Annotated in this window: 28 protein-coding genes; 12 read left to right on the top strand and 16 right to left on the bottom strand. The window is 59.1% G+C overall.

Annotation, left to right across the window (positions count from 1 at the left end; genetic code table 11):
• Positions 1-32 precede the first annotated feature (32 nt).
• The 15 genes from Q2T52_RS09950 to Q2T52_RS09875 form a co-directional block, all read right to left on the bottom strand.
• Entirely contained in the window at positions 33-1,394 is a 1,362-nt protein-coding gene (locus tag Q2T52_RS09950; protein ID WP_302076560.1) for a phage major capsid protein, read from the bottom strand.
• Between the two features lie 67 nt (positions 1,395-1,461).
• Positions 1,462-2,811: an HK97 family phage prohead protease gene (locus tag Q2T52_RS09945; protein ID WP_302076559.1), complete on the bottom strand. Its 1,350-nt coding sequence runs from the start codon at positions 2,809-2,811 to the stop codon at positions 1,462-1,464.
• Positions 2,812-2,818: 7 nt separating this feature from the next.
• On the bottom strand, positions 2,819-4,132 hold the full coding sequence (locus tag Q2T52_RS09940; protein ID WP_302076558.1) for a phage portal protein: 1,314 nt from the start codon (positions 4,130-4,132) through the stop codon (positions 2,819-2,821).
• A 9-nt stretch (positions 4,133-4,141) separates the two neighbouring features.
• On the bottom strand, positions 4,142-5,938 hold the full coding sequence (locus tag Q2T52_RS09935) for a terminase large subunit (RefSeq protein WP_302076557.1): 1,797 nt from the start codon (positions 5,936-5,938) through the stop codon (positions 4,142-4,144).
• Between the two features lie 6 nt (positions 5,939-5,944).
• Positions 5,945-6,460, bottom strand: coding sequence for a LuxR C-terminal-related transcriptional regulator (locus tag Q2T52_RS09930; protein WP_302076556.1), 516 nt, complete (start codon positions 6,458-6,460; stop codon positions 5,945-5,947).
• A 907-nt stretch (positions 6,461-7,367) separates the two neighbouring features.
• Complete coding sequence (gene nusG, locus Q2T52_RS09920) at positions 7,368-7,991, bottom strand: transcription termination/antitermination protein NusG (protein ID WP_302076554.1); 624 nt, start codon at positions 7,989-7,991, stop codon at positions 7,368-7,370.
• A complete protein-coding gene (locus Q2T52_RS09915) occupies positions 7,978-9,327 on the bottom strand; it encodes an LvrA C-terminal domain-related protein (RefSeq protein WP_302076553.1) in 1,350 nt (449 codons plus the stop codon). The genes nusG and Q2T52_RS09915 overlap by 14 nt, the downstream gene beginning before the upstream one ends.
• Positions 9,324-11,435 carry a DNA cytosine methyltransferase gene (locus Q2T52_RS09910; RefSeq protein ID WP_302076552.1) on the bottom strand — a complete coding sequence of 704 codons (2,112 nt, stop codon included), beginning with the start codon at positions 11,433-11,435 and terminating at the stop codon, positions 9,324-9,326. The genes Q2T52_RS09915 and Q2T52_RS09910 overlap by 4 nt, the downstream gene beginning before the upstream one ends.
• The gene (locus Q2T52_RS09905; RefSeq protein ID WP_302076551.1) at positions 11,432-12,844 is read right to left on the bottom strand and encodes an MT-A70 family methyltransferase; all 1,413 of its coding nucleotides are present in this window, start codon (positions 12,842-12,844) and stop codon (positions 11,432-11,434) included. Before Q2T52_RS09905 ends, Q2T52_RS09910 begins: the two co-directional genes overlap by 4 nt.
• Entirely contained in the window at positions 12,837-13,073 is a 237-nt protein-coding gene (locus Q2T52_RS09900) for a DUF2312 domain-containing protein (RefSeq protein WP_302076728.1), read from the bottom strand. Before Q2T52_RS09900 ends, Q2T52_RS09905 begins: the two co-directional genes overlap by 8 nt.
• Before the next feature lie 104 nt (positions 13,074-13,177).
• Positions 13,178-13,375 carry a hypothetical protein gene (locus Q2T52_RS09895; RefSeq protein WP_302076550.1) on the bottom strand — a complete coding sequence of 66 codons (198 nt, stop codon included), beginning with the start codon at positions 13,373-13,375 and terminating at the stop codon, positions 13,178-13,180.
• 4 nt (positions 13,376-13,379) lie between these two features.
• The gene (locus Q2T52_RS09890) at positions 13,380-13,592 is read right to left on the bottom strand and encodes a hypothetical protein (RefSeq protein WP_302076549.1); all 213 of its coding nucleotides are present in this window, start codon (positions 13,590-13,592) and stop codon (positions 13,380-13,382) included.
• A complete protein-coding gene (locus Q2T52_RS09885; RefSeq protein ID WP_302076548.1) occupies positions 13,589-13,789 on the bottom strand; it encodes a hypothetical protein in 201 nt (66 codons plus the stop codon). The genes Q2T52_RS09890 and Q2T52_RS09885 overlap by 4 nt, the downstream gene beginning before the upstream one ends.
• A 7-nt stretch (positions 13,790-13,796) precedes the next feature.
• Entirely contained in the window at positions 13,797-14,294 is a 498-nt protein-coding gene (locus tag Q2T52_RS09880; protein WP_302076547.1) for a hypothetical protein, read from the bottom strand.
• A 3-nt stretch (positions 14,295-14,297) separates the two neighbouring features.
• Positions 14,298-14,789, bottom strand: a complete 492-nt coding sequence (locus Q2T52_RS09875; protein ID WP_302076546.1) for a hypothetical protein — start codon at positions 14,787-14,789, stop codon at positions 14,298-14,300.
• Between the two features lie 700 nt (positions 14,790-15,489).
• Between Q2T52_RS09875 and Q2T52_RS09870 the strand changes: the two genes are divergently transcribed.
• From Q2T52_RS09870 to Q2T52_RS09815, 12 genes are all read left to right on the top strand, one after another.
• The gene (locus Q2T52_RS09870) at positions 15,490-16,155 is read left to right on the top strand and encodes an XRE family transcriptional regulator (protein WP_302076545.1); all 666 of its coding nucleotides are present in this window, start codon (positions 15,490-15,492) and stop codon (positions 16,153-16,155) included.
• Positions 16,156-16,246: 91 nt separating this feature from the next.
• Complete coding sequence (locus Q2T52_RS09865) at positions 16,247-16,819, top strand: hypothetical protein (RefSeq protein WP_302076544.1); 573 nt, start codon at positions 16,247-16,249, stop codon at positions 16,817-16,819.
• Between the two features lie 191 nt (positions 16,820-17,010).
• Positions 17,011-17,196, top strand: coding sequence for a hypothetical protein (locus Q2T52_RS09860; protein WP_302076543.1), 186 nt, complete (start codon positions 17,011-17,013; stop codon positions 17,194-17,196).
• A gap of 70 nt (positions 17,197-17,266) precedes the next feature.
• The gene (locus Q2T52_RS09855) at positions 17,267-17,524 is read left to right on the top strand and encodes a hypothetical protein (RefSeq protein WP_302076542.1); all 258 of its coding nucleotides are present in this window, start codon (positions 17,267-17,269) and stop codon (positions 17,522-17,524) included.
• A 22-nt stretch (positions 17,525-17,546) separates the two neighbouring features.
• Entirely contained in the window at positions 17,547-17,780 is a 234-nt protein-coding gene (locus Q2T52_RS09850) for a hypothetical protein (RefSeq protein ID WP_302076541.1), read from the top strand.
• Positions 17,777-18,046 (top strand): hypothetical protein, encoded by a 270-nt coding sequence (locus Q2T52_RS09845; protein ID WP_302076539.1) that lies wholly within the window; start codon positions 17,777-17,779, stop codon positions 18,044-18,046. Before Q2T52_RS09850 ends, Q2T52_RS09845 begins: the two co-directional genes overlap by 4 nt.
• Positions 18,046-19,062, top strand: coding sequence for a hypothetical protein (locus Q2T52_RS09840; RefSeq protein WP_302076538.1), 1,017 nt, complete (start codon positions 18,046-18,048; stop codon positions 19,060-19,062). Before Q2T52_RS09845 ends, Q2T52_RS09840 begins: the two co-directional genes overlap by 1 nt.
• Positions 19,059-19,382: a helix-turn-helix domain-containing protein gene (locus tag Q2T52_RS09835; protein WP_302076537.1), complete on the top strand. Its 324-nt coding sequence runs from the start codon at positions 19,059-19,061 to the stop codon at positions 19,380-19,382. The genes Q2T52_RS09840 and Q2T52_RS09835 overlap by 4 nt, the downstream gene beginning before the upstream one ends.
• Before the next feature lie 106 nt (positions 19,383-19,488).
• Positions 19,489-19,713, top strand: a complete 225-nt coding sequence (locus tag Q2T52_RS09830) for a hypothetical protein (RefSeq protein ID WP_302076536.1) — start codon at positions 19,489-19,491, stop codon at positions 19,711-19,713.
• Entirely contained in the window at positions 19,706-20,827 is a 1,122-nt protein-coding gene (gene dnaN / locus Q2T52_RS09825; RefSeq protein WP_302076535.1) for a DNA polymerase III subunit beta, read from the top strand. Before Q2T52_RS09830 ends, dnaN begins: the two co-directional genes overlap by 8 nt.
• Before the next feature lie 457 nt (positions 20,828-21,284).
• Entirely contained in the window at positions 21,285-21,827 is a 543-nt protein-coding gene (locus Q2T52_RS09820; protein WP_302076534.1) for a hypothetical protein, read from the top strand.
• Positions 21,828-21,831: 4 nt separating this feature from the next.
• Positions 21,832-22,965 (top strand): hypothetical protein, encoded by a 1,134-nt coding sequence (locus Q2T52_RS09815; RefSeq protein WP_302076533.1) that lies wholly within the window; start codon positions 21,832-21,834, stop codon positions 22,963-22,965.
• 1 nt (position 22,966) lies between these two features.
• Here the strand turns inward: Q2T52_RS09815 and Q2T52_RS09810 are convergent, their stop codons facing one another.
• On the bottom strand, positions 22,967-23,359 hold the full coding sequence (locus Q2T52_RS09810) for a response regulator (protein ID WP_302076532.1): 393 nt from the start codon (positions 23,357-23,359) through the stop codon (positions 22,967-22,969).
• Positions 23,360-23,372: the final 13 nt, after the last annotated feature.

Here is a 23,372-nt window from a genome sequence, read left to right as displayed (position 1 = left end):
GCGCGGATCAACCGCGCGCCGTCAGATCAACATCAGGAGATGGCAGGCGCCCAGCGAACGAACTGGATGACAGCGACCGCAGCATCATGGCGCATCTGGTGGTCATGCTCTGCGATTGCGCGGATCACGGTCTGATCGTTTGCCATTGCCGAAATGGTGGCGCCGGTTTCGTCGATGTAGGAGCCTTCGCGGAAGACCGAGAGCTCCAGCTGCATCGAATCGAGGATGATATCCTCCGTCATCTCGACCAGCATTACGAAGCTGCAATCCTTCTGCGACCCATCGACGTTCCAGATGTTGATCGGGAATTGCGTGGACCTCATGACCGGAGAGGTCAGAAGCGAGCCGCGCATCAGCTCGTCGCGGTAAACGTAGCTGCCCAGGCTGTTTTGCACGTTGAACAGGTAGTTGTAGGAGCGCGGGTGCATGAACCAAACGCGCTTTGTGTTCGGTACGTTTGCCGTATCCAACTTGTTGACTGCGCCGCCGAGCTCTGCCGCAACAGTCGCAAGCGTATAGGACGACGTCGATGTAATCCAGTTTCCGCCGGCGGCCGGCGTGGAATTCGCCGCAGACGAGAAGATACCCTGTGTTGTGCCAAATGAATTCGCGAAGGAGAGATAACCGCGCGGCGTATCCTGAGTGCCATCACCGAAAAGGAACGCCGCATCTTCTCGGAGCCCCATGACCTTCACCAGGTCATCGCGAACAAAGGCGTCAACAGCCGGGTCCGCATAACGCATCATATCATTGGAAACCGGCACCAGGGCCGTCAGCTTCTTGTAGCTGGCAACGATCTGGTTAAACTTCTGCTCGGACTTGGTGATGGTACGGGTTTCGGAGCCGTAAGATGCCGATGCGGCAGAAGCCTGTCCCGGAAGCGTCATGGTACCGCGGGGCATCGGAATATTGCGCGGCCCGGCTGCACGGACCACGGACTGCGCCCGCAGCAATGGGATAACTTCATTCATGACATCCGGGGGCACGATAAAGCCGCCAGCCGAGCCGGTAGAAACCTGAAGCGCCTTCGTGACGGGATGGCTTTCGCCATAAGCGCGCTCGGACGCCTTGAGCGCCAGATCCAGATTGCCGGTTCCCATGCCCATCATCTTGGCAATGCCGCCAAGAAGCAGCGTCTTGTCCTTGACGTAGGAATCGTTTTCCGGCGAAGCGGGGACTGCCTTCTGCTGCCCCTCGACAGGCTGGGCGGTGCTGGCCGCCAGCGCCTGCGCGTCACGCGCGCGCTTGATGCGCTGGTCGAGATCTTCCACCGCCTTTTTCTTGGCGTCGTACTCTTCTTGCGACGTGTTATCGGCAAGAGCGACAGCCTCGAGATCCTCGAAGGCCTTCTGGCGCTGGTTGAGCAGGTCGGCAACTTTCGTGTGAATGGTCATGCGTCTCTCCGTGGCGCCCGCGGCGCGATGTCGGTCAGATTGTTGGGGATCGGCCTGTCGCCGGGGATCAGATTGCGGTTTTGAGCCGCAGCACTTCCAGTTCGCGCAGGCGTTTGACCTTCGCGGGCGTCATCGCCTTGACCGTGTCGGCCGTGGCGGACGCGTCAGTCGGCCCCATGTCGGAGCTATCGGTTTCGTCCATCAAGGCAGCGATGGCGTCATGCCCTTCCTTGATGGCCTTACAGGCTTCCTGCATCGTCGTGATGGAGGATGCCGAGAACTTGCGGCCAGCCTTTATGTGGGCCATGATGAGAGCCTTCACCATGGGTGAGGCGCCTGCCGAAACGACACCCTTGATGACTGCCTCTGTCTCGTCTTCACTCTGATCATCGGTCAGAGCAGCCACCTCGGCCTGCGTCATCGAGATAAGGGCAGAGCCGAGTGCCTGCAGGCCTTCGCCGAGGATGCCGGGCAAGCTCGCTTCATCGCCGCCATACATGCAATCCCATTCCATACAATCTTCCAGCCAGGAGAGGTTTGACAGGATCCTCGCCAACTCCGCGACATGGTTCAGGCTCTTGATCTGGACCGTTGCGCCGGCCTTGATGATGGATGGCTTGGTGGACATCTTGCCCTCGTAATGTTCGATGACTGCGCGGGCTTTCGTCACAACCTCGTCAGGCAGCCCAGCCGTTTCGAGGCCCGACTTGGCGGCATTGAGCAGATCAGGGTCAACCGTCGGATGGCCATTGATCATTTTCGCAAAGGGCAGCACATAGGCATCCCGCGCATCCGGGCGGCTGGCGTCGTATGCAAGAAAGCCCTTGCGCGCGAGAACCGTGTCAGGGCTGTCGCTATCGAAATCGGCATGGTCGAGGATATCATCGCCCTGCCCCTTGCCAATCGCCAGATTGCGGGAAGCACCCACCTTCCAGACCGGTACACGCGCCGACTTGTCCACGACGACAGCAGAAGGATTGCAAGGCACCGGTGTGAAGGAAAACTCCATCATATCCGAGGCCAGATAGCGCTGCGGGCCTTTGACGGGGTTGCCCTTATCGAGCGGCTCAGAGGATACCGGCTGAAAACCGATAGAGACGCCGGGAACAGAGCCGAACTTTACACGGCCATACACTTTGTCAGAATCCGCGTCCTGACCTTCCGGCGGGAACTGGACAAGCGCCACGATAGAATTGCCCTGCCGCTCGATCGACACGCATTTGGCAATCGGCATGTTCTGATTGTGATTCCACAGCACGGGCCCGGCACCCGTCGCCATATAGGCCTCCCAGCGGATACCGTCAGGAATGATGATTTCGCCGGAGCGATCGACATCGCCGGTTGACACGATGACGCGCACCTGGCGGTCTGCAAGCTCCTCCGACTTGGCCGAATAGGCTTTTTTGATCAGGTCCATGGTGCCCTCAATCGGTCTCTGGTTTCTTGCTGCCATTGCCGCCATCCGGCAGCGTGCCGCTATCTGGTCTGCCGGCGCCATCGGCCGGGCTTCCGGAAATGTCTGAGCCAAGCGCACCGAGATTGACCGGGAACATCAGAACATCACCGCCCGGTTTCGGCGGCAGCCCCTCTTCGCGGCGGCATTCATTCGGCGTGGCCAGGGCGGACATCACACGGAGGCGCTGGTTGTTGATGCGGACCGATTCCGACGCGCGCAGCAGGTTGCGTTCGTCAAAGTCGGCTTCGAGACCGGCATCATCAAGCCCGAAATGCATTTCGAGCTTCTGCTCCCACATCTCGATGTCAGGCATGATCGTGCCATTGACGTAAACCTGTTCGGCATCATCGATCTTGACGCTTCCGAGACTGCCCAGATTGCCGAGCTTGTAGAGCGGAACGCCGAACCAATGTGTCGTCTCCTCAACGGCCAGACGGCGCTGCTCGATGAATTGCAGATCCACCGAGGTAAGCTGCATTGGCTTCCATTCAATTTCGTCTTCGAGAATAGCCGTCTTGCCAACGTTCTGGATGCCAGCTTTTAAGTCTTCCCACTGCCGACGCAGCCGTTCGGCCGTTTCCGGCGTCAGCTTCTTCTTGCTTTGCAAGACACCGGCGGGCCGCGCGCCATGAGCAATCCATCGGCCTGCCTGCTGCACCAGTGCCATGGCAATACCGATCGTGTTGCTGGCCAGTCCAATGGTCGGCGCGCCGGTCAACATATTGAACGACAGGCTGCGGATATGCAGGACGTCCTCAGCAGGAATAGCAACAGGAAGGTCGCGCAGAACGGCGAGCTGAAACAGCCCGCTCCGATTGACCTGGTAGAACACTTGGCCATCCGACGCCTCTAGCACCAGCACATTGTCCGGGTTCACCGGTATCAGATACTGAGGATCGCCATCTGGCTTGCGCAAAATCACCGCATAGGCATTTCCACGCAGGATGAAAGCGACATGCATCTGCACGGCAAATTCGAACCAAGTTTGCACCCAGTTCGGGCGCCTCAGGATCCGCGCAAGCGGATGCGTTTTGTTCGGTTCACCGCTGCGACCATCCTCAACCGGGAACAGGCGCGGCGTGCATCGCGCAAAATCCTTGGCGCGCTGCATAACGGCGGCATAGACGTTTGAAACCTCCATGGCCGTGACTTGGCTGACCTGAACACCGGCAACCGATGCGGTTGAGCCCAGGATCGGCAAGGCGCCGGAAACCGGCGCGCCAGCGCTCGATTTTTCGACCGTGGCAGATCCGCGTCCGCTCAAGAAGCTGAAAAGGCCCATCGGTTTCCCTTAGATGACCAATAGGTCATGATCTTCGTATGCCGAGCGCGGGTCATGCGCCTCCGGGTTCTTCACCATGATGGTGGACCCATTGAACAACGCCATGGCCGGGTCGATCTTGGCATCCCCCGCCGTCTGCTTCGTGGCGCGGATCGCGGTTGCAGTCGGCTCGATCTTGAGATTACCGACACACCAGCGCATCAAAGGTCCACCGGAATGTTTGAGCAGGCCATTCGACAGACGCCGCTCTGTGGTCTTGATCGAGTTCATCAGGCCAAAGCCCTGCGGCACACCGACGAGCAGTCCGTTCTCCTCGGTCACATCGACATCCGGAACCGCAAGAGCTTCGACGAAATCTCCAATACCTGCCGGGTCTACCGCGACACAGGCGAGCAAACCGCGCTCCTTCACCATCTTCACCAGCTCGATAATCGAGGCGATATCTTCCAGCGCATTATCGACGATCGTCAGCTGGCCTGCCTTTTCGATATCCAGCAGCGTCGGCGCGATCTTCTTGCGGGCCGTCAGCAGCTTGCGATGGCACCAGGCATGCGACCAGGAGAGCCAGGGCTTCATGAAGACGCTGGTCATCTTGCCGTTGACCTTGATTTCAACCTCGATCTCTTCCGGCTCACGACCGATGATCGTCAGGCCAAAAAGGTCATCAAGGCCGCCGCCATCCACACCGATGGCCACGACTTCACAACGATCCAGCAGCCGCTCCAGCGCATCGAAATGCGGCAGAGACGCAAGCTCCTCGTCCTCCGCGAAGAGCCAGAAATCGGAACCGGCCCAGCGGTTGGCGCGGCTGCGCATGCCGATCTCGACATTGAGATGCTTGGCGAGGAACCCCTGGAAGCTGTCGCCCTCCTCATCGGCGCCGCTGCGCACGTTGAGGAACTTTCGCTCCAGCCAATCCTGACGAACCGAGCGCCCCATGTTCGGGTTGGTGACATACCAGTTCTTCGGATCGAGATAGGCCTCGCTATCGATCATCGCATCCGGGAACTCATAGAGAATTCCAAGACTGCGCGGATCGTCGATCTTGCCATCCCGCACATCGCGGAAGTAATCGAGCTTTTCCTTGAACACGCCAGACGGCGGCTCATCGGATTGGGTCGTAATGTAGATCACGAAACCTTCCGGCCGGGAAATAAGGCCGCCCGTCGCCTCCTGCAGCATGCCGCTGGCGCCAGCCTTCTTGCCGAACAGCCAAAGCTCCTCGACCAGGACGAAGGCTGCCTTCTTGCCAGAAGCCGTCTTGCTATCGGCAGACACCACCTTCAGGACGGCCTTGGTAGTGAGGTGGGTGATCTGCTTCAGGTTATCCTGCACATGCAGCAGCGTCGAAAGCTCTAGATCTGCACGAACCATGGATGCCGCAGGCTTGAAGGAATTGCCCGCGACTTCCTGCGTCGGCGCCAGGATCAAAAGCTCCTGATTGTTGCGCCAGTTCCGTATCAGTGCCGTCAGCATGATGCCGGCGGCGATGGTGGACTTGGTGTTCTTCTTGGCGATGAGGAGAAAGAACTCCTCGATTTGACGTCTCGCCATATCCGGATCATACGATCCGAATATCGCGGCGACGAAATCAAACACCCAGTCGTCGCAGGTCTCCCCGAAAGTCGGGTGGCGATGCCGGCCAAGCTTCTTGTCGAAAAAGGTTGGTAGGTCCGTGACCTGCAACGACTTGAAGACATCGAGCGCCGCTTCCGCTTCATCCGGGAATAGTGGTGCAAACGGAATCAGGCTTTCGCGCGCGAGGATGCGCCGTTCCCAGTCTGGACAGGCCGTGGTGAAGCGCATGATGAATTATTCTTCCTCAGCGGCGGCTATCGCCTGGCCGTTGGTTGCAACCAGCCGCGGCGGCGGCGGAGGCGCGAACTTGCCCCCGACATTCCGCGCAGCCTCCCGGCGCGTTTCCTTTTTGCTGATGTAGCCTTTGCCAGATGGCGCATTGGCCGCGCGGTTTCTCAGCTCTCGCTCGATCCGCTCAGCATCAACACCATCGAGTGACTTGATAGCCGCCGAGAGCGCCGCGGCGTTGCCGGCCAGACCGATCTGGATCTGTGCGGTCCGCAGCTTCGTGCGCAAGCGGTTCAGCATCACGTCGCGCTGACCGAGCAGGTGGCCGTAGTGCCGCTTCAGGGTCTTCACATCGAGACCGAGGACCTTGCCGATTTCTTTGTTCGTCTGACCGGCGGCCAGCAGCACCATCACGTTGACGATCGTCGCCTCTGTCGGTTCGTGACTGGGGCGCCCATGCTTGCGGCTACCCGGCTCATAAGGATTGCCGAAGAGATCGAACTGCTGCACCTCGTCGGTCATGGTTCCAGCGCCCCAGCCAAAATGGGAATAAACCCTCGAATTTTACCAATTCCGCTTTGCGGAAGCGGGCAACACTCTGTTTTCATTGGTGTTTATTGGCGCTACTTGCATGGAGCCCGGCAAATCGAGTGCACCGGGTGGGAAAATATGCCGACGTACAAAAAAAGTATGCGAATGGGACCCGTGCGGTTAGGCACCCTAAGTCGGGTAGGCAGATTAAACCCCATCCCCCTGCCGGGATGCCAGCCTTACTGCCCGTGCAGCCGCCGTCTTGCGGGTATGATGCGAACCGCAGAGGCATCGACCATTGAGAGGATCGAGAGGCGCGCCGCCGTCTCGACGCTCGACGATGTGATCCGCGAATAATCTTGCAGGTGCTTTCACCTGGCAGCGCATGCCGTTCTCGACAGCCTCGCACTGATAGCCAGCACGACGCTTCACCTCATTCGCCCACTGGCGATGCTCCGGCGTCAGTAGATCAGCATCCGCCTTCTTTGGAGGCGGTCTAACAGTTCGCGTATCGATCGCTCGGACTGTTCCTGCAAATGTCTTGAGCTTACCCATACCCATAGATGCAAAAAGGCGCCCACTAGGACGCCGATTGGTGACTGCAACTGTTCGCGGTCAATCCTCCTAAGCAACAAAAGGAGGTCACATGACCAGGATCGCAAAACATCTAGCGAAACGCTTCATCAATGAACTCATCCGAGAACTCATTAGGCGCGCAATCAATTGGCTATTAGAGCAGAAACCATAGCTTACGCACTGGCCTTGAGTCGATGTCCGCTTTGGACCGTCAAGGCTGGGGCTGACCGGTGTACCGACCTCGGGCTTTACACCCCACACTCTCGTGTGTTCTCAGAGGCTCACTGCAGGATCATCAGCTTGTCCAACGGCGAAATGACTCTCACAGCTTTTCGCAGATTGCAAGAGGCACGGTGACAGGCACTTTCCCGCCAAGCATGTCGATCAGCACCACGACATCGCCCCTTCCATCAGAGCGGCAAGATATGACCTCACCGGCCATACCGACGAACGGCCCATCATAGAGTTTGGCCCGATCGCCAGAGCGCAAGACTTTACCTGTCGGACGCTCCCAGTCGTATGCGCCGTCATCCGCCAAGGCTTTGAAGCGCTTCACTTCATTGTCCGTAATAGGCATCGGATTCTCGTATCCGCCGACGATGGAAATGAAGTGATCGATAGCTTGCAAAGCCACCAGCTCAGCCCCCTCTGGAGGCATATGGACCAGCACATAACCATGGATGACCGGCATCAGAACGCCCGGAATGATGCGCCCGCGCCGCCTCAAATCGGGGCCTTTGCGCATCGGCACCAGTGCGTCTATGCCCAAAGACACCAGTTGGTTTTCCACAGCCAATTCGCGGCCAGTCATCACACGCGCAGCAAACCACCGCTTCACACATGGCCCCGCGCAGGCCTCAAGCCGCTCCAGCAACACACCGCGCATTGATTCGCCCTTGCGAGCGATCCCAATCGGAAAGCCCATCAGCGCCTTATGCTGCATCATCTTCGTCCCTCGCTTGCATCAACGAGCGCGCCGCACGCTCGAACTCTTCCAGGCCTTCCGGCCCGCCAATCGGGAAATAGACGCCTTTCATGCCCGCAGGCGTCGGCACAAACGGCCAGCCTCGCAGTTCATGCAGCTCGCGCCACCGCTGCCATGCCTGAGATCCAACGGGCACAAATTCGCAAAGCAGCTTCATTCGCTCGAAGGCGCCATCCACCGTCACATGCGAGCGTTCCTTGGCCGCATCGTGCAGTCTATTGACTTCCGGGAAACCTTCCGTCGCCAAACGCCTACGCCATTCCTGACGCTCGAAGTCATCTGGGAAGATCAGATCGCCATTTTCGTCGAGGCCGAGGCCGAGCCGCTCTCGATAGCTGAGGCCTGCCTGTCCGCCGCGCCGCGAATGCACCTCGAAGGTTGCCCGCACCCGCTCGCGCAAGTCTGGAGGCAAATCGAAATCAACAGGACCATCCAGCAAGGACAGCATGCGTGCTGCCGCATAGGCCGGGCCAAACACACCGACAGCCGTTCGGCCTGATGCCGCCGTGCCAGCCTGTTTCGGCTTGACCGCTTCCAGCGCATCCAGCTTCCGCCAGCGCTTTTCGGCAAGATAGACAGGCGATGAGCAGACATATTTGCGGCCTGCCGCCTTCACCGCCGCGATATAGGCTTCCGACCGTTCCGCAGCCTCATTGCGCTCTTCCAGCGTAAGATCCATCCACGCTTTCAGCGCTTTCGGCTCGCTGTCATCCACATAGGTCGGCCATGTCGGATACCACTGCTTGAAAGTCTTCAGCGCCGCCTTCGGATCATTTTCCGAAATCCCGTCGAAATCGCGCTCGCGCGTCTGTCTCTCTGGTTTAGGTGGGATCGTTAAATAAGGGTCGTTAATAGGTGCCGATCCAGGACCGGCAGGGGGTGCCGACTCTGGACCGGCAGGGGGTGCCGATATACCGGCAGGGGGGGTGCCTGTTTCAGGCGTCGAAATAGGATGATTTTCCTCATCATCCGCAATCTGATATGCATCGAAATCATAGCCAGCCGGCGGCGGCGCGTCATAGATCACGCGGTAGGAATGCGCGCTGTCGCGCCCGTCACGGCTTTCCTCGACATGCTTTTCCACCACGCCGATGTCACCCAGACGGTCAAGCGAGGCCTGCACGGTGGAGCGAGCACAGCCCAGCTGGTCCGCCATCTTCACCTGGCTGCGGCGACACCAGCCGTGCTTGTCCGTGTGGCGACCCAGCAGGCACAACACCTGCAGATCGCGGCCTCTCAGGCGCGGATCTGTCACGATCCAGCCGGGAATGATCGAGAATCGGGCGTCGTGGCTCATTCAGCGGCCTCCCGCTGCACCACAAGGTGCGGGCAGTTCGCGGCCACGATCGCAGCGTAGGGCGGCGGTGAAACGCTGTTGCCGACGCAGGACACCTGCACATTCTTCGGAAACTCTAGCCAGCGGCGGTCTTCGCCCTCACCTTCCCAACCGCCATCAATGATGTAATCCGGCGGGAAACCTTGAGCGTTGTAAAGCTCGCGTGGTGTCAGCATCCGCATGCCGATATCGACGATCACGAAGGTGATGCCTGACATTTCCAGCGTCACAAACTCGCGTTCGTCCCAGAAGCCATGCGCCCGCATGAAGTCCGCCACCTCGCGCGCCCTGTCCGCCTGGTCCGGAGTGAAGGGTGGCGCATCGAGCGCCGCCTCGACATGCCCGAAGCGGTCCTTGACGGTGATCGTATGGGCAGGGGCGTCCTCACGGGCGCCGTCGCCAGTGCCGAAATACTTCTGAAAGTATGGAGCAACGAGAGCCGATTTGTTGACGCCAGCCGTGATGGTGGCGGATGGATCATCGGCACGATGTCCGACAGAAGCCCCGAAATGGCGAGCGATGAAAGCAGCAACTGGTGCCTGCTGTGCACCTGTTGCCGTCACGGTCGAAAGCGGATCATCCGCAGGCCGCCCGGGATTGACGCCACCGACGCGCCGGCTATCGTTGTTCTGCTGGGCAATGAAGGCTGTGGCCACACAGCTGTCAGCCTTTGTCGTGATCGTCGCCATGGGCTCGTTTCCGCCGCGCGGGCGGCTTTGCCCTGCCCTGCCACCGCAACCGACCAGCGTTGGAATGATGACTGCGTTCTGGTCTTTCTGGCTGGCAGTGATCGTGTGATGCGGCTCTTCGACCGTCCTGCAATTACCGCCCTGCTGCGCATAGGTCAGAACGGGAGCGATCAGCGCCGAATGATTGCCTTCCGCCAGAATGGCCGGGTGGGGTTCGTCGCATGCGCGAATACGCCGGGATGTCCCCTTCATGCTCATCAGTTCGGGCGCGATCATGCCCAAAGGTGCGGCGCCGCCAGAACGCTGGATGTAGCTGTTGGCCGTTATGGTCGACATGGGCTCGCGCAGATCGGAACCGGTTGCGCCGCTATTGAACCTCGTGATGGAGGGCGAGATAACGGCCTTCTCGCCACGATTCGCGCCTGTAATAGTATGGAACGGCTGCGCCGCATCCTCTTCCGGCCCGCCGTGGGTCAGGTTTACGATAAATGGACGTTCCGCATCCAGAACGTAGCGCTTCATGCCGCGCGCCACGCGGGCCATGGTATTGTCTGCCAACGGACGAATGGCACGAAGCCCGTGCTTCGCCATGATCTGCTCTGACGTGTCAAAGATCGACGGGCATGACAGAGACCAGTCGATGATTTCCGCCGCGGTGCGCCATGGCAGCTTGCGGCCGGCGAGCACATCCTCGCTCTTTGGATCGCCATGTGTCGGTTCCGGCCATTCAATCGGCTGACCATCGAACCGGATGACGAGGAACAGCCGCTTGCGGATCGTCGGTGCGCCGTAATCGCAGGCACGCAGCTCCCGCCATTCGATCTTGCCGCCAAGCTTGCGGATCGCCTTGCACCATGCCTTGAAGGTCTGGCCGCGCCGCGCCGGACAGGGCATCAGCCCCTTGTCCGTCTCGACAAGCGGTCCCCAATCCTTCCATTCCTCGACGTTCTCCATGGTGACGACATCCACCTTGCCGCCGCTCCTCTGGATACGCTCGATCCAGCCGGGAATGATCCAGGCTAGGTCGCGAATGTTGCGCTCCACCGGCTTGCCGCCCTTTGCCTTTGAGAAGTGCTTGCAGTCCGGGCTGAAATGCATGAGCCCGATATGCCGCCCGCGCATGTAATCCAGCGGATCGACATGGTAGACGTTTTCCGAAAGGTGCAGCGTCTGCGGATGGTTCGCGGCATGCAGCGCCAGCGCCGCCGGATTGTGGTTGATGGCGATATCGGGAGGCCGACCCAGTGCCATCTCGATACCAGTTGATGCGCCACCGCCACCCGCAAAACTGTCCACGATCAGTGGCGGCAGACGCCCATATTGTTGCAGCAGATCGGAGGTGCTGGCATCCCCGAACAATGTCCCCGCAAACACGTTCATGCTGCCTCTCCTTCCGAGGCCTCGAAACCCCAGAAACTCCAGTTCCCGTTCCGTCGGATATCGCCCTCGCTGAGGCTTTCGCGTCGCTGGAAAAGCTCCAGCTTGCGCATGTCGGGAAACAGCCGCTCGATCTGTTCGGCAAACCACACCGGCTTGCGGCTGTGCGCGGTCTTGGGCTCCGCATAAATACTTTCCGGCTGCGTGCCGGGGATCAGGCCCGGAAAATTGCCGCGCTTGCCGATCAGCAGATGTTCCGTGCGGTCGCGCACCCAACGGCCCATGCCGATATTCACCTTGTCCCAGGTGATGGCAGACACGTAGTCGAAGCCCCAGGTCTTCAAAACGGCAAGGCCGTCATCCAGCCGGTTGGTGGTCACCCAGAGATAGAGGATCGCATCCGCCGTGAACGGAGAGCGATCGCCAGCGCAGAGCGCCATGATCTCGTCGAGCGGCATGGCGGGATACATCAGGCCGCGATCCTGTCCCGTCTCGTCGCTCCACGCTTCCTGCTGCCATGGCGGATCTGCATACCCCACGGCAAAGGCAGCGCGCGGCATCTGACCCGCCACCACCTTGCCCTGCTCGGCAATGGCGTTGATCAGCCCCGTGCGAACGGAGCGACTGACCTCGCGTTCCCTGTCGCGGATCTGCTTCGCGACCACCTTCAGCTCTTTAACATTGGCGCGGTCAGGCAGAAACATTGTGCGCATTGGCTTTGCCGGACGCATCCTGCCATCACGGCCTTCCGTTTTTTCCAACTGGGGAATTTCCCCATTCGAAACGAGCGAGCTGCGCACCGCCGAAACCGTCTTGTGATCAACACCCATGCGCGCCGCAATGGCGCGGGAAGAGATCGAGGGCGTTTCCTTCAGCTGCTCTTCGATGATCTCGCGCTTCTGCGCGCTGCTGAGATGGCGGCGGTTGAGGTTCAGCGCCCGCGCATGCGCCCGCTTCTCCTCTTCCGACAGGCCCTTGCGGACGAAGCGCGGCCAATCGACAAGGCCAAGGCTTTCGCAAATCTGCACCCGGTGGTGCCCATCGAGAATATTGCCTGCCTCGTCATATTCCACCGGCACCAGTACGCCGCGCGCAATGATGTCGGCTTCAAGGGCTGCATAATCTTCCGGCGAAAGCGGCGGCAAAAGCTGGTATGGCGCAGGCTGATTCCCCTCACCCGCAGGCGTTTCGCTTTCCAGCCAGGTCAGCAGCGCGCGCGCCTTGTCGGTGGGGTACCAGATGGACGCCGATTTCCTGTCGCGATCCAGGAAGCCCAGGCTGTTGGCCTTCAGAGCGGCCTTGCGATCACTGGGTTGCGTCACCTCTTCAAACCGCCCATCTTTTACGGCGGCGCGAATGACCGCAAGCTGGTTCGGGCCGGGAATGCTGAACGGTTTTTTGGGATCAGGCATCGGCCACCATCCCCAGCGCCGACAGATAGGTATCGAGAACGGCGTCTTCCTTCTGCCACTCAGCCAGATCCTTCTTCCGGATGGCGATCACCCGCTTCAGGATTTTCGGGTCGAAGCCGGACGCCTTGGCCTCGCCATAGACATCCTTGATGAAATCGGCGATTTCCTGCTTCTCTTTCTCCAGCCGCTCGATGCGCTCGACAAAGTCCCGCAGCTGATCACGCGCCAAATTCGCAGACGGTCCTGAATCGCCGATCGCGCGACCTGTTTTGCGGTCTGCTTCCGCTGATCGGCCAGCGCCAGCAATGGCGAAAGGGTCAAAATCATCAGCCATCACACCCGCCCCTCTTCAAATTTGGTGGCGCGGCCCTCTGCCTCTTCAAGGATATGGCAGATCTCGCGCTCATCCGTTTCCAGTTCGCGGGCGATGCAAAATGTGCTCATATCGCCTGCGCGCCACAGCTCCAGCGCTTGCGCGCTGATCCGCTGACGGCGCATCAAATCCCTGTTGGCCCCCACCTGGCGAACCATCCGCTCATTCCTTTTCTGTCTGCTGGTTCCAGTGGCGAATGGAGATCTCGGATGGCCGCCGGCACGGCACCACCACGGCAAAGCTTCCCGCATTCAGCTCCACCACCATTCCGCATTCGAAATGCGCCGCGTCCCCTTCCATCGGCAGAACACGCGCCCGCCCGCATTGCGGGCAGTGCGTCCGGCTGGAAAGAAAGGCGGCGCGGCGTTTGCTCATGGCTGCACCGGCTGGCCACGCGGCACACGCTGCAGGCGCTCCGCCGCGCGCCGGTCCATGCCGCATTCCACGGCAAGCAAAGCCGCGTGATCCTCCGGCGCAACAATGCGCCGCAGCATCATGTCCAGCGTCATAGCCATTGCCGGTGGATCGAAATCAAAAACGATGCGGCCTGTGAGCGGGCGATCCTCTGTCATTGGCCCGTCACTTCAAGTTGCCGATGCGCGCAAGCGCATCCTTGCGTGTGGTCGGGTTGGCCGCCGCCTGTGCGCTATTTTGCGCACTTGCCGTGGCGCGCGCCTTCTGGATCTCTCGCCACTTGCCTTTCACAAAGGCCCATTCCGGTAGATCGATCACCAGGCTTTCGCCCGCGCGGGTGCGATGGTCGGGATTATCGTATTTCAGACTGATCTGCGGTATATCCTCGGTCACCGGAAGCGTCACGATGAAGGTGTTCTTCAGCATCTTCACCTTGAAGCCGCCATCGCCTTCCGCAGGCTTCAGCATCAGCTTGCCGAGATCTGATCCGTCGCCCAGAAAGAGATCCAGCTTTTCCGCCGCCCCGAAGGCGATGGTGTAGAGGGCACCGGGAATGGAGATGGCTATGCGCATTTGCGCATTGCGCCCCCCCCACTGGGCAGTAAAGATCTTCAGGCAGCCGGTTTTCGCCTTTTCTGGTGGGGAAAGTTTGGTAAAGCCCATGGCTCAGCCCTCCCCGCCCACAACATGCAGCTGGGCCTTGTCGCCGCCGCGCGCCTTGATCGCCGCCGCCGCAGCACGAAGATCCGAGACCGATTTCTCCAGCGCACTCGCCATCCGGTCCACGCCGGACGCTTCAGCGGGGGTCACCTGGCCGTCCGCGATGGCAAGAGCAACAGATTGCGCCAGTTCCGCCGCGTTGCGCATCACATCGGCATGGCGCGCGATCACGCAGCTTTCGGCGCGCCGCTCCTCTTCCGGGTCCGTCAGCCGCCGGCCATTGGCTTCCGCCAGCACGCAGGTCACCAACGGCAGGCCGCAATCTGCCTCCAGCGTCACAATCGCGGAAAGCGGCATCAGGTCCGGCTCACCGGCATTGTTCCACCGGCCAACCTCGCTCTTGGAATAGCCGGATTTCTCCACCACGCGCATGATGCCGCCGCAGCGCTCAATCAGATCGCGCTGCGCCGCCTTCAACCGAAAAAGCAATGCACTCATTGCGGTTACCTCCAGAAAGCAAAAAGACGTTCCCGAGCAGGGAAAGCGGCTCAGGTTTTCCCGTGTTGGGAAGAAGCAGGGGATGCGAGTAATCAGGCCATCAGCTCATGGAGGCCCGCATGCACATTCAGGCACATCAGGAACGGGAGCGCCGCCGGCTCCAATCGTTAACCGGCGGCGCCTCGCGGCAGCCAGAAGGCAGTCCGCCAGCCGCGATAGGTGAAGGGGGGTGCCCCGGCGCCGTGGGAGGAGGACAACGCCGGGGCGTGCGCGACGGCCGCAGAGGAGGAGGAAAGCCGATGCGCGCAGGGGAAAAGAAAAGCCAGCCGATCCTCTATTTGGCGAGGTCATCCTCGGGCTGGACCCGAGGACCGGCTGGCAGGTGGCGCGGGGAAATAGGGAAAATCCCGCGCTGGGAACATCGAAGCGGAGGCGCATCATTCAGCGGCCTCCCTAACCAGAATGAAGTCGTTCGGGCAGACTGCAGATCTCGTCACCTCTGCGATCCGGCGCATCTGTTCCGGCCGAGGAACCCTCTCTCGGTACCGCCACTTCTTAACGCCAGACGCAGAAACACCGCCGATCAACTCAGCAAAATCTTCATCGCTAATTGCGTTGATGGTCATGTAGTGGTTCAGCTGCATGCGGAAAACTTACCCATAATGGGGAAGTCTTGCAACCCCAAAATGGGGCGCGACAGATGAGCGGCCCTGTGAATTATTTCCCCACTATGGGAAACAAACTAAAACAACTTCGCACAGCGGCCGGATGGACGCACGAACAGGCCGCCGACGCTATGGGTGTTTCACGCGGTCAGTTCATCAAACTTGAGCGTGGGGAGCGGCGGCTTACCTCAGATTACATTGAATTGGCAGCTCGCGCCTTTCAGGTAAGGCCAGCCGAAATATTGGAAGATGCGGATCGAGAAACAGTGCCGATCATGGGATACATCGGAGCTGGGGCGGAAATAATGCCCGAATACGAGCAGACGCCCCCGGAAGGTCTGGATCAAATTGAGGTTCCATTTCCGCTGCCCGACGACATGGTCGCATTCGAGGTACGGGGTGATTCCATGTTGCCCGTCTTCAAAGATAGATCTGTTGTGATCGTTTACCGTGAGCAAAAGCGTCCCTTGTCAGCATTTTACGGCGAGGAAGCAGCAGTCAGGACGGCGGATGGTAGACGCTTTATCAAGACGATCACAAAGGGTTCTTCGGGGGTAAACTTGATCTCGTGGAATGCTGCCCCTATTGAGAATGTTCAACTCGATTGGATAGGCGAAATTTTTGCTGTATTGCCTCGCTCAGCCCTAAAGCACGTGGCGCAACAAGGCGGAATACAAGGAAATCTTCAATTGAGACGGTAATTTAACCGGTTAAGCTTCCCTCCACTCTTGCGCTAACCCATGCCAATTGTACAAGTTTTCTGCTTTAGGTTGCGGCAGGGGGATTAGCGCGATGGCAAAAAGAGCGGCGACGATAGTGGTGTTAGGCATATCCTTGGCTAGCTGCCAAACTAGTGCGACCTATGAGCCACTGTCTCAAAACCCTGAGAACTTTGAGGTGGCAAAGGCAAAGTGCCAACTCCTTGCACAATCTTCTGAGCGATCCGTAGTGGCTTTTGGCACGCCAACTTATGTAAACACGGTTCAAATCGTCAATTCTTTAGACAACGCGGTCCGATCCGCAAACGTTTTTGAAACATGCATGCGAGCCCAGGGCTGGCGACAATCAGTTGCGCAGCCAGCTGCCGCGCCCAATACTCAAAAACCGAAGCCACCTACAAGCGCAGATAGGCAAAAGGCGATCTATGCACTGGCGCTGGTGCGTGAAGGACAGATGTGCGGCCTCCCATTGAAGGGGAAAGCCGCGACAAGTCTTGTAAAGCTGATTCCTGAAGCGCCGCATGAAATTCGAGCCGAGTTTGAAACGCTAGCAACGACAAATTTCCGAGATAAATCTGAGGCGCTCGGGCGCGAAAAGACGTGCTCTGAAATCCGCAATCTGCTTGAACTTCTCGAACAGGGTTGAACGCAACGAGCTCGCCTTAAAAAACTTCCCCATTTTGGGGTTGCAATATTCCCCATAATGGGTAACATCCCCTCCATCCGATTGGCCTCGTGAAGTTGCCCGATCGGTCAACGCAGCCTCATCGCCGTGAAGCGAACGCCCGTTCTGGACGCGGCGATGGGTGCTGCATGTCCAAAGGATGGAGAACGAATATGCAGCACCATAATCCCGTTATCGCCCGCAACATCGCCCAGGAAATGGCAGACATTTCACTGGAGCGCGGAATTGGCCTCACCCGCGACGAGCTGATCGCCGAAGGTTACACATCGACACAGATTGACCGCTATTCCGCTGAAGCAGGTCGCATCGTCGCCTCTGCTCAACGCCGCGCCGCCTGAAGATCCGCTTGCATGTCCGCCTGCTTCCACCCCGGCAGGCGGCATTGCAAACGGATGGAAGGGAACCACCATGCAGCCCGTAATTCTTGACAATCCCGGCACGAACGACCCGGAAAGCGCGTTTTGGCATGCGCATGATAATTCGGTGGCGCATCTTGCGGAACTGGTGCGCCGCTCGCGGCTCATCGTTGGCGTGTTCGGCCTGGCAATCATCGCAGCGTCATTCTTCGCAAGCGTGTGGTTTACGCTGTTGCAGCGCAAGGCGGAATGCCTTCTGTCGGCCGCCGTCGTTTACGGGCTCGGCTTTTACGCTGCCTTCAAGATCTGAGGGCGCTAGCCCATGATCCGCCATGGAGGCACCCTCGCCCATCACGCTCGCACTGACAGATACCGAGCGTTCACGGCTGAACCGCATTGCGGCCGAGATGGGGCGCACGCCATCGGATTTGGCTTCGGCCATAGTCAGTCAATGGGCGCTGACCGTCTTCAAGCATCTAGATGGCAGGAAGGCTCGGCCGACCGGCCCGAATTTCCCCGATTTCATCAACAGCGGCGTGGTTGCCCCGCCGGCGGAGGAAGCATGAAACCCGAAGTAACCATAATCCCGTTTCCCAGCCACCCCAGCTTGGGTGATCGCATGCGCCAGGCGGAACTGGCAGCCGCCGCCGGTTACCTGAAACAGGCGGAAGCCGCCCTGCGTCGGGCTGAGCGAGGTGATACCGCGGCGATTGAGGAAGCCTGCCGCATGGCGGAAGGCATTGCCTTCCACACCAACGCAGCGCGCGGTGGCGCGAAGATGGATCACGAGCTGCACCACCTGCTTGCCACCCGCGAAAACCGGAGGGCGTGATGAGGAAGCCTCTCGAAATCAGAATTCACGACGCCAGCCTCGGCATCTGGCAGGACGATGCAAATGACCCGTCCTTCCGCACGGAGATCTACGGCGAACTGATCCGCCGCATGCGTGCACGTGGCTGGTCCATCCGGGCCGACCGGGAAACCCGTATTCGTTGGCCATCGCTCAGTCCGTTTCAGCGGGAGGGCGCAAAGGGCACTCTTCGCTGCGCGATCGAAGTAGCGGGCCGTGTCGTGAAGGTGGAGTTCTGGTCGGAGACTGCCCCGCAAATCAATAGTCATGGCCGCTATTACGACTTCGACAAACTCAAGCGAATGTCGGCGCAGGATGCGCGCCGGGTGGAGTTGGAGATTCGCCGCGTCATCGCTTGGCTGGAGGGTGTCGCGCCAATCACGGTCGATCGTCGGAATGAAGAACATCTTCGACCGATGGCGCGGATCGAAAAGCGCTACGCTGAAAGCCGGCATAAGGACAAAGCCCTCGGCAGGCCCGTGCCCAGCGGTGACCATAATCGAAAAGCCAAGGATGGTGCGCTGCTCGATCAAGGTCAGACGGTTTGGTTCGCCGACTACAGCGGGCGCATCCTACGCGGCGCTGCCTATTACAACATCAACAACATGTGGTGGGTGATCGCTGGTGGAAAGCTGCGCAACAAGGCGTGCTTTGAACTCTACACAGCCGCTCCTGCCGATCTCCGTGTGAAGCGCAACGAAAAAGAACGGCGCAACAGGCTAGAGCGCGAGTTGCAGATTGCGGTCCAGCACATGGATTTCCAGCGTGCGCACACCTTGAAGACGATCCTCTTCGGGACTGAGCAAACCTACATGATCTGGGCTCGCGACAAGGGCTCCTATTACCGATCGCAATACGCGGGCTACTCCACAGACACCCAGTCAGCAGGGAAATACACCCGCGCCGAGGCTGAAGCGGAGTGCCGGAGAGTGCCTCACGAACTGGAAATGGTTTGCCCAGATGGGAGCCATGTTCGCTTTGATCGGAGGGCGGCATGATGTCCACAGTCCTCCTTACTCCTTCGGACGTTGAACGCATACGCGAGCTGGTTTTCGCTGGCTATACGACAGAGGAAATCGCCAGACAGTTCAACGTGACAGCGGACCACGCCCGCAACTTCATGACGGATCACGGCATTTCGCGGATGATTGATCTGCATGATCCGAAGCCGCAGCCAGATCTTTCGCGCCCCGACAAGGTCATCATTTACCACCTGCGACCGGCAGCCAACTCCGGTACGCGCCATGTCAGCCGCATTTCCTTGCCCAGGTTGTCGTTTCTACACGGAACAGCGCAGCCCGAAAGAGCGACGCCATGAAGCCGCCTCGCTCCGTCACCTGGTGCGCTCTCCTTATCTCGCTCGGATGTTGGGGCGCGCTGCTCGTTTTCATTTTTTCAATCAGGACACATTGAAGGAGGCCGCAATGCCCGTCTGCTCTGATTGCGGGGATTTCTTCCCTGAAGAAACACTGGAAGATATTCAGCCAGACATCGAGCGGCTTTACCGTTCGGTGGCGGATGGCGATCCTAATCTGGAAATCCTGCAGCGGATTTACGACCTCTTTGGCACGCGGTGCGATCTGCGTCCGCCTCTCGATGAGGCGCGCGTTGCGGATCGATGCAAGCCGGGAGTGCTCGCTCATGGCTGAAGGAAAACTGTTTCGCGTTCATCGCGCCGAGCTACTCCCTGCCCTCGATGCCGTCTTTGAAGCCGTCGATCACAAGTCTGGTATCCCTATCTTGGCGAATGTCCTGCTGCGCCCGAAAAAAGGTCAGTTGCTCCTGCGCGGAACCGATCTGACGATTGAGGTTGAAACCTCTTGCGATCTTGCCGACGATAATGGAACAGCAGCAATCACCGTCAATGGTACGGCGCTGCGCGAGATCGTTCGCAACCTGCCGGAGGCAGCGGACATCATCTTTGCGGCTGGCGCCTTTCCGGATCAGGTCCGCATCCTGGCCGGACGATCAAAGTTTTCGCTGCTGACACTTCCGGAGCGAGATTTCCCGTCGATCGCAGATAAAATGAGTGGCGAGCCGAACGAGATTGATATCGCGCCGCTGCTCGATGGTTTTTCAAAGGTCATCTACGCCATCCGTGAGGATAGGACGCGGCCTTTCCTTTCCGGGCCGTACCTACACCCCGATAGTGGCAAGATCGCCATCGTTGGATGTGACGGGCACAATCTCGCCGTAGTGAGAGTTGCCATGGAGCAACCGTTTCAGTTTCCCGGCGTGATCCTTCCGTTGAAGACCGTAAAGGCAGTCTCAAAGATCTTTGGTGACCGCAAGGGGAAAGCAGCACTAACCGTCACCGATGCGATGATCCGGTTTTCATGCGGTGGCGTGACCCTTGTTTCAAAGCTCATTGACGGCACGTACCCCGGCTATAACCAGATCATCCCAAAGGAACAGGTCACGAAGGCAATTTCGTCAGTCGCCGCCCTCAAGGGGGCTTCGGCTCGTGTGTGTCTCGTCGCCAAGGATCTGGAGAAGGATTCCGTGTTCCTGCAGATGGAACGAGGCCTGATCAAGCTGGCGATGAACGCAGGCGATGGAGAAGCTTCCGAGGAAGAGATTGCCGTCGATTACGATGGCGAGCCGATCCGTATCGGGTTCAGCGGAAAGTACATTCGCGCACTTTTGGGCAGTGTATCCACCCAGGATGTGGAGCTACATTTCTTCGCTCCGGATCGCGCCGCCATGTTCCGGCCGACCATTGATGTGGACGAGACATACATCCTGATGCCGAGGTTCAAATGAGCGGTGGCACACAGGCGGACATGTTTGGAAGCATCCTGCCAGCCCGTGGCGGCGCGGAGTATTCAACAGGCACGACGACCGAACGTACGGACAATTTTCGGTCCGGGTGGGACCTTCCCAGGGTATCGAGTGCGGCCACACAGCCGGAGAGGGAATGGATCGAAGCCTCAGATGTGATCGTCCAAGCCCTGGACGCCTTGGAGGGCTGCCCGTGCTGCGGAGCCCCCTTTGCTCGTAAGGAGTGGATCGATGGCACCTTTGTCCGTGGAGTGAACTGGCGCGGATCAACAGATGGCTTCCGGGGTCACAGCGATATCCTTTCAGTGAAATTCGACTGCGGGATGCACCTGGCGGCAAAAGAGCTCTGCCTATCTGCGCACCTTCCATGCCTCACGGCGACCAGTGAAGCCGTGCAGGCGCTATTCGATCAAGCCCTCCAGAAAGAAGGGCAAGCATCATGAACCTCGTGGAAGCCAGGGCCATGGTGCCTGACATCATCGATGCCGTGGAAATGGCGGGTGACCTGACCAGCAGCTATGACCTGAAGACGCGCGAGGCGGTAATCTACACCAGCGACCCCATGACCGGTGAAGTATTTCCGGTCGCCACCATTGCCGCCGATGCGCCGCCGGATGTGCAGATGTTGCTGCGCAAATCGGCGATCTGGTTGCGCGCCCTGCTGATGCTTCGTGAGGAAGCCATACGCCAGCTTCGCAAGGCGACCACATCACAGCAGCAGCCGCAACAGAGACGCACCGAGCCGAAGAAGCCACAGGATCACGCCCAGCGCGCCAGCATCCTGTGCAAGCAAGATCGCGCCTTCCGCCGCTACCTCGTCGAGTGCCACGGCCTTCCGTCGTCAGCGGATGAAAACGAAACCCGCAGCCTGCTGCGCGAGCTGATGAACATCACCAGCTTCAAAGAACTCAACCAGAATCCCGCCGCGGCCTCCCGATGGGAGGCGTTCGACGCAGGGTTCAAACTTTGGATGAGAGGATAAGGACATGACCACCAACCAAAACTCCGCACCCAAACTGACCCTTGCGCAGATGGTCGTTCGCGCCATCCACGAACTGGGCGATACACCTGACCCGGCTCTTTCGGACACATTGATGGTCAAGGTGGGAGATCTCGAAGCCATCGTCGATAACAGGCTCGAACACTGGCTGCTGACGGTCTACGACTTCTGGCCGAAAAAGCAAAAGCCTGGTTGCTGCCCCATCTGCGACGAGCCATTCAAGTCAGACGATCTGTGCGCCACCGACATTAGCGAAGGCACATGTCATGCGGCTTGCCTGGAGGGCTCTTCGATTGTCGATCTTGATGCCGGCGAAGATATGCCAGACGATAAGATCGATACCTACCCCTACAGCGAGGTCATGGAGCCCACGTCATCACAAAGCTGGATTCGCTGGCAGGGTGGCGAAATGCCTGTTCCAGAAGGTACTGCAGTCGAAGTCATACTTCGATACGGCAAGCAAGCTCAGGCGCAAGCTGGCTCAGGCTACGCCACGAGATGGTCATATGACAGCAGGCACGGAGACCATGATGATATTGTTTTCTATCGTCTGACGAACCCCACGCCATCATCACAAATGACCGTAGATCGCGTCTCGATAGCCGAGACGATCTATTCTGCATATGGCTATGAGCCGTCCGACAAGAGCGTTTTGGCTGGCGGCACGCCTTACCACGAATGGGCCAAGGCTCTGCGTGCGGCAGATGCTGTGATTGCGGCCTGCCACTCACCCCAAACGCATGTGCTGCCGTCTGCAAACGAGATCGATGATCTGATCGAACACCTTCTCGACGCGCAGCAGGACATCAATCTCTCGGCTAACGAAACGATGAGCCAGCCGCTCTGCGATGCCTCCGCTTTGATCGATGAGGTCGAGAAGATGTTGCGTCGGGTTCGCGTCCTCTCGACCGCACCAGAGCCCCAGGAACAAATGACCGCAGATCGCGTCTCGATAGCCGAGACGATCTATTCTGCATATGGCTATGAGCCGTCAGCCAAAACGCTCTTGTCGGACGGCACGCCTTACCACGAATGGGCCAAGGCTCTGCGTGCGGCAGATGCTGTGATTGCGGCCTGCCACTCACCCCAAACGCATTTGGAGGGTGAACAGTATGACTAACTCAGTGAGATATGCCCGCCATACCAGCATCATTAAGCAGGGAAGTGAGAGCTGTAACCAATTGCGCAGGCGCAAATGGCTTTTGCAGCAGCACACTGCCTGGCACACCCTGCGCTCGCCATTGGTCAGCACTATCGCCCGTCATGTAAATGACTGGGATCTGGGGCGACAGTTCTCTAGCTCGCCTCGCGACATCCCAACCGGTTTCAGTACCTGGCATCTTGATGTCCGTAAGCAACGCTGCAAAACGCGGCGCGTCCAATTCGAGCGCGGAAATAGCTTCCCGAGCTGTCACGCTAACAAGAGAATCAAACCCAGCGTCAATAAGAGATTCAACGAGCATGAAACCTATCAGGGTCTCGTCCTCGGCAATCAGCACGAGTTGTGGCTTCATCAAATCAGCCCCT

The organism is Rhizobium oryzicola (genome assembly GCF_030504645.1).
In the GTDB taxonomy this organism is placed as follows: domain Bacteria; phylum Pseudomonadota; class Alphaproteobacteria; order Rhizobiales; family Rhizobiaceae; genus Neorhizobium; species Neorhizobium oryzicola.
This window is presented reverse-complemented; position numbering and strand designations above follow the sequence as displayed.